We start from the raw sequence: 5,441 nt of genomic DNA on the forward strand, positions 1-5,441 counted from the left end.
AGGCTATGTTGAGCGAATTAAATTTATTTTGAATTGCCGAACTTTAAATATGAGTTTGAATGAAATTCGTCAATTACTTACCTATAAAGACAAACCTGAGAAAAATTGTTCAGATGTGAATGAATTAATTGACTTACATGTCAGTGCTATCAGAGAAAATATAATCAAGCAACAAAAGCTTATTGAACAACTATCTGATTTAAGAGGTACTTGTGATGGTTTATGTACAATTGACCAATGTGGAGTTTTAAAAAATCTAGCTTGATTATCTAGACCTATGCTTTTTTCAAAAAATCGGCACTGTTGCAAATAACCACGAATGGTAAGCTGAAGACTGTTTTAGCTAAAGGTGCAGCATATGAATCCTTTCCATGGTCGGCATTTTCAGGGCGAAATCATTCTTTGGGCTGTGCGCTGGTATTGTAAATATGGCATTAGCTATCGTGAACTGCAGGAAATGCTGGCCGAACGGGGTGTGAATGTTGATCACACGACTATTTACCGTTGGGTTCAACGTTATACGAATCTAAAAATGGGAGCCTATAGCTCCCATTTTTATTGTTAAACGTTGAATCCTATATGTTTTCCTGTTGGAAGCTCTACATCAATACGGAGCTTCCCTCCCATTGCCTCAACATACTTTTTCATGGTTGAAATCTTAAGATCATTGCCACGATTTTCTATTGCTGAAAGCGATGGCTGTTTTATTCCCAAAGTTTCAGCAAGCTCTTTTTGAGAAATTTCGAGTTCTTCACGAATAAGATGAAGCTGATTTTCTAGCAGTAATTCATCAGCCATTTTTTGAATACGGGCTTGGCTCTCTGGAGAGCGGCTAGCTAACAATTCTTGCAGAGTCTTAGCCATTAGATTTATCTCCTAGGGTAGTGAGATGAAGTTGGTATTGTTCATCTGCAATATCCAGCATGTCTTTATAAAAACGCTTTTTACCGCCTTTATCAGCAATACATAGAACAATAGCCTGTCGTAAGGGATCAAATGCGAAGAAAGCTCTTAAGGGTCTACCGCGATGTTGAACACGCAGTTCTTTCATATTGGTAAATTTAGACTCATACACAGTATCTACTAAAGGACGGCCTAAACTCGGTCCCTGCTGCTGTAGAACAACCAGGGCAGCTAGGACCTTCTCTTGTGTAGGTTCATCTTGCTGTTCAAGCCACTGATTAAATAGATCTGTCGTAATGACAGTCCACATACCACAACCAGAATATAGATTATAGTCTATATTTTAGGGGCATTATGTTTGTTTTGCAAATGAGAAAGGATAGGCAATAAAAAAGCCCGACATCCTGTCGGGCTTTTCCATATTTGGCGCTTAGATCTGACTCCTGTCTGATCTCACGTTCCTTGTTGTTCATCTTATTCTTTTTATCTGGAGCATCCTGCTCTCTATGTCTTCATGATAGGAAATTTCCAGTATTGCGGATAGCAGCAAAGGGCCGAGATTGGTATGAGCCAGGGCTTACAAAATAGCCTAAATTTTATCCACAAAAAATGTGGATAATTTTGGACATTGAGGCATTGATAAAATTTAAAAAACCTCAAAACTGACTATTTTTTAGTCAAATTTATTGGCAAGAAGTATCAAAACCGCTCATAAAAAAGCCGACTTGTTTCAAAATCGGCTTTTTGGTCATTTTTGGATTTTTCTATTTTTATTAAGTGGTTGATATTTAGATTAATATACAAGTGTTGTTATTCCCAAGTAGAAATGTCCTACCTAATAACCAAATAGAAATGTCCTATATGGACATTTCCAAGTCAAGCACAGGATTCAGATTTCGTTGTTGAATTGCTGTTTTCTGTGCACGTCTGCTTGGCATCTTTTGAGAACGATTGCGTTTGTTTTGTTGTTCCAGTTCTTCATGCTGTTGTTGGATATGGATCAATACAGAACCCAGACGTTTATTCTCAACAATCTCTCGCTGGTTGAGCTGACTTAATTTATCGAAGATGCTGTAATTGATCTTCCGGCCTTCATGCATGATGGCTACAGTACCATCCGGGTATTCTAGAAACTCAAGATATTTACCGGTTAGCTTCTGATTGTCTTCTATATTTTCGAGAAGATATATGCATTTATCATAAGTAATGGTCAGACTCTTCGTAACTCTGCGGGGTTCACGCCAGGTAAAAATATCATCTAACTCCTCGGCTGTTTCAGTGACAGTCCGGTGTAAATCCTTAGGGTTAAAGGCCATCTTGGCAAATTTGCGATTAAATTGCTCAATAAAGCAGGGCAACCACTTATTGGCATCTGCAATCGAACTGATACCTTCCAAACGCATCTCTTTGATCAGACGATCCTGAAGTGTTCGATTGGCGCGTTCTACACGGCCTTTGGCCTGGGGTGAATTAGCGAAGATAATATCGATATTCAGGGTGCTGAGTACGCGTCCAAACTGGGTAATCTTGGTATCTTTCTTGCTGCTTTGATTCACTCTAAAGACTGAATGCTTGTCGCTGTAAAACGCTAAGGGCTTGCCGTGCTGTTCGACATACAGGCGTGTCGAAATCATATAGTCAAAGGTTGATTCTGATTCACAGAAGCGTAAGTGCTGCAATTTTCCTGTGGCATCATCAATAAACACCAGCAAACAGCATTTAGCTGCACGTCCTTCGAACCAGTCATGGTGAGAGCCATCGATTTGTACCAGTTCACCATAACAATCCCGGTTATAGCGTGGCTGATATGGGCGTTTCAGGCGCTTGGAGCGAGGAATCCACAGATCGGCTGCAATCATCCAGGAACGCAGGGTTTCTACTGAAAGATCGAATCCATGCCCGGTGGTGAGCTTTTCATGCGCTAAAGTGGGTCCGAAACCATGGAATTGATCAGCGACAAGATTGAGACACTTGAGCCTGATTTCTTCAGGAAGCCTGGAGTTGCTGGTTTGGCCACGACCAGCATGGGCTAATGCAGCTGGGCCTTGAGCTTTGTATTTCTGCAGTAAGCGTCTGATCTGACGTTCTGAAATATGAAGTAGCTGAGCAGCTTGGGATTGAGTTATGCGTTGATCACAGATTTCCTGTAAGACCGACAATCGTTTAAGTTCTTTATCCGACATAGACACCAACATATCAAACCGTCCGCTAAGGAAATTGCAAAAGTGCATATTCTAAAAGCGGACATTTTTACTTTGGAGAAACCGGACATTTCTATTTTGGGCTTACAAGTGTACTTCGTATAACCTCCATTATGTTAAATAGAGCTTCATCTGTGTTGCTCTCATAAAAGCTTAGCTAAAATACCAAAACCAGAAAGCGACCAACACGCCTAGTGAAAGGACTGAAGCAAACAGGGTGAACCATGAATGTGATTGTGTCCCCCAAAACATACGCTTTGCTAGCCATTTTTTAAGTAGAACACTATTCAGTGTCAGTGCTGTCAAGTGTAGTAATACAGTAGCTAAAAACAGATTTGCGAATAGTTCATGCACTTCTTTTAAACTGTGGCTATGCGTATAGTCTGTTAAAAAGCCTGCCAGTACAGTTAAGGGCATCAGGCAAAAAGCACCCAGTATGCTCAGCTGAAACAGGCTGGAACTGGCTGCTTTTAAAAATGCTGGGGAAAGCCATTGCTGCGGTTGCGCCCAATAGCGCTGCACAAATGGCTTGATCACATTAAATCGACGGCTCGCCCCTGAAGGCTGAGTATGAGCAAATCGAGAAGCAAGAAACTGCCATAAAATTCTTAATATCAGGCTAATACCAAGTGTATAGCCAAACGCCATATGCACTTGATGCCATTCTTCTGCATCCCCCGTGAGATAAGCCCCAGTAAAGCTCAAAATAATGACGATATGCAGAAATCGAATCAGTAAATCTGTAGAAGATGTTGCTGTGTTCTGAGCCATAAAAAACCTTTGTTGACTGTATTTTAGTTGCAGAATAGCAGCTCAAGCTGAGGTGAATATTAAGAATACAGTCAAAAAAAAATGGCGCTCATTAGAGCGCAATTTTAAAATTGGAAGATCATGTGAATATTAATTTTGTCTACAATTAGCTTAATACGGATTATACGAAGCCTGAACATTGGAGTCGGTTTTTTTAATACGTATAACACCCATTATTAAACAAGGTTATTTTAAATGTAATGGATATGCATCAGTAGTGACTTATATTCTCTATTGTCTAGCTCAATTAAGGTTTACAGATAAAAAATATTTACTATAATCATTCTGATAACAGCAACGGACTATATTGTGCGCCATTCTTATCATATCGAAAAACATTATATTGAACGGTCAGGGTGGCTACGTGCGGCTGTACTAGGGGCTAATGATGGGATTATTTCTGTAACAAGCCTAGTAGTCGGAATAGCAGCCAGTGGTGCTTCTTCTCAAACATTATTAGTAACATGTGTTGCGGGATTAATTTCTGGGGCGGCTTCAATGGCTGCAGGTGAATATATTTCCGTTAAATCACAACAAGATATTGAAAAAAATGATCTGAAAATGGAGGCACGTGAGTTAAAACTCCATCCTGAACATGAACTGCAGGAACTAAAAAATATTTATATACAACGTGGTTTAGAACCAACTTTAGCTGAAGATGTCGCTAAACAACTAACTATGCATAATTCTTTAGATGCACATGCTCGTGATGAAATTGGCATTTCAGTTCATACCTCTGCCAAGCCATTTCTAGCGGCATCTTCTTCAGCCCTCGCATTTTCTGTAGGTTCATTATTTCCTTTAATTTCAATGATGCTTCTGCCTGAACAATATTTAGATAAAGGTGTCATGCTGATTGGAGTTTTAACTCTCGGAATTATGGGAGCATTGGCGAGTTATGCTGGCGGTGTAAGTATCTGGAGAGGTTCTGTTCGGGTTATGATTTGGGGAATTGTCGCAATGTTATTCAGTGCTTGGATCGGATCACTATTTAATGTTGCTGTGACCTAATATACTTTGTGTATCTGATCACAATATTTTAATCCAATAAATTATTATAGGTTTTGAGTAGTTATTATTCATGAGTTCTCCTAACTTTTAGATACTTATATTACATATGATCTAACCTGATTAGAGGTCAAAACTAAGATACTCAATCATCTGCTTCAAAGATTTTTAAAATTAACATAATACACCTTATACGAAATGTGTTATAATTTTCCTTAGAAATCAATGCTGTAGTTTCTAGTTTATAGCCCAATCACACCCGATTGGGCTTTTTTTATGATTTTTCATGTTTCACGCCTATTCTTTGACCAATGTTTCACGACTTTGTTCATATTAGTTAAACAATCGTGGTTAATCATAGGGGCTAAAAAAACAGCTCCAAAAGCCGAGGTATTAACAGCCTTCAATGCAGATGCAGAAATAGCTTTCGATCTTCAGCCGTACAAGTATCAGTGTTGAAAAAGAAAATTACGGAACTCACTGCTGCATAAAATATTCGGCACTGTTGCAAATAGAGAT

At 39.2% G+C, this 5,441-nt stretch carries 6 protein-coding genes and 1 pseudogene; 3 read left to right on the forward strand and 4 right to left on the reverse strand.

Translation table 11 applies throughout. The features are described 5' to 3' along the window. Both GW12_RS12015 and GW12_RS12020 read left to right on the forward strand, forming a co-directional pair. A partial coding sequence (locus GW12_RS12015) for a MerR family DNA-binding protein (RefSeq protein WP_034587814.1) occupies positions 1-265 on the forward strand: 265 nt, incomplete at its 5' end. 93 nt (positions 266-358) lie between these two features. Continuing rightward, a pseudogene (locus tag GW12_RS12020) lies at positions 359-520 on the forward strand (IS6 family transposase); the annotation flags it as partial. Positions 521-561: 41 nt separating this feature from the next. Here the strand turns inward: GW12_RS12020 and GW12_RS12025 are convergent. The 4 genes from GW12_RS12025 to GW12_RS12040 form a co-directional block, all read right to left on the reverse strand. After that, positions 562-864: a helix-turn-helix domain-containing protein gene (locus GW12_RS12025; RefSeq protein WP_001140620.1), complete on the reverse strand. Its 303-nt coding sequence runs from the start codon at positions 862-864 to the stop codon at positions 562-564. Beyond that, positions 857-1,213, reverse strand: coding sequence for a type II toxin-antitoxin system RelE/ParE family toxin (locus tag GW12_RS12030; protein ID WP_004668307.1), 357 nt, complete (start codon positions 1,211-1,213; stop codon positions 857-859). Before GW12_RS12030 ends, GW12_RS12025 begins: the two co-directional genes overlap by 8 nt. A gap of 547 nt (positions 1,214-1,760) precedes the next feature. Continuing rightward, complete coding sequence (locus GW12_RS12035) at positions 1,761-3,086, reverse strand: ISNCY family transposase (RefSeq protein WP_081403500.1); 1,326 nt, start codon at positions 3,084-3,086, stop codon at positions 1,761-1,763. Between the two features lie 171 nt (positions 3,087-3,257). Further along, positions 3,258-3,875, reverse strand: a complete 618-nt coding sequence (locus GW12_RS12040) for a cytochrome b/b6 domain-containing protein (protein WP_002054947.1) — start codon at positions 3,873-3,875, stop codon at positions 3,258-3,260. Positions 3,876-4,223: 348 nt separating this feature from the next. Here GW12_RS12040 and GW12_RS12045 point away from each other — a divergent pair, with 348 nt between their 5' ends. Beyond that, on the forward strand, positions 4,224-4,925 hold the full coding sequence (locus GW12_RS12045) for a VIT family protein (protein WP_002058850.1): 702 nt from the start codon (positions 4,224-4,226) through the stop codon (positions 4,923-4,925). Positions 4,926-5,441: the final 516 nt, after the last annotated feature.

The organism is Acinetobacter sp. HR7, from assembly GCF_000773685.1.
Taxonomy (GTDB): domain Bacteria; phylum Pseudomonadota; class Gammaproteobacteria; order Pseudomonadales; family Moraxellaceae; genus Acinetobacter; species Acinetobacter thermotolerans.

Bases quoted from the DNA above. Each gene is read 5' to 3' on its own strand.
- GW12_RS12025 (WP_001140620.1), bottom strand. From the start codon at position 864: ATGGCTAAGACTCTGCAAGAATTGTTAGCTAGCCGCTCTCCAGAGAGC.
- GW12_RS12030 (WP_004668307.1), bottom strand. From the start codon at position 1,213: ATGTGGACTGTCATTACGACAGATCTATTTAATCAGTGGCTTGAACAG.
- GW12_RS12035 (WP_081403500.1), bottom strand. From the start codon at position 3,086: ATGTCGGATAAAGAACTTAAACGATTGTCGGTCTTACAGGAAATCTGT.
- GW12_RS12040 (WP_002054947.1), bottom strand. From the start codon at position 3,875: ATGGCTCAGAACACAGCAACATCTTCTACAGATTTACTGATTCGATTT.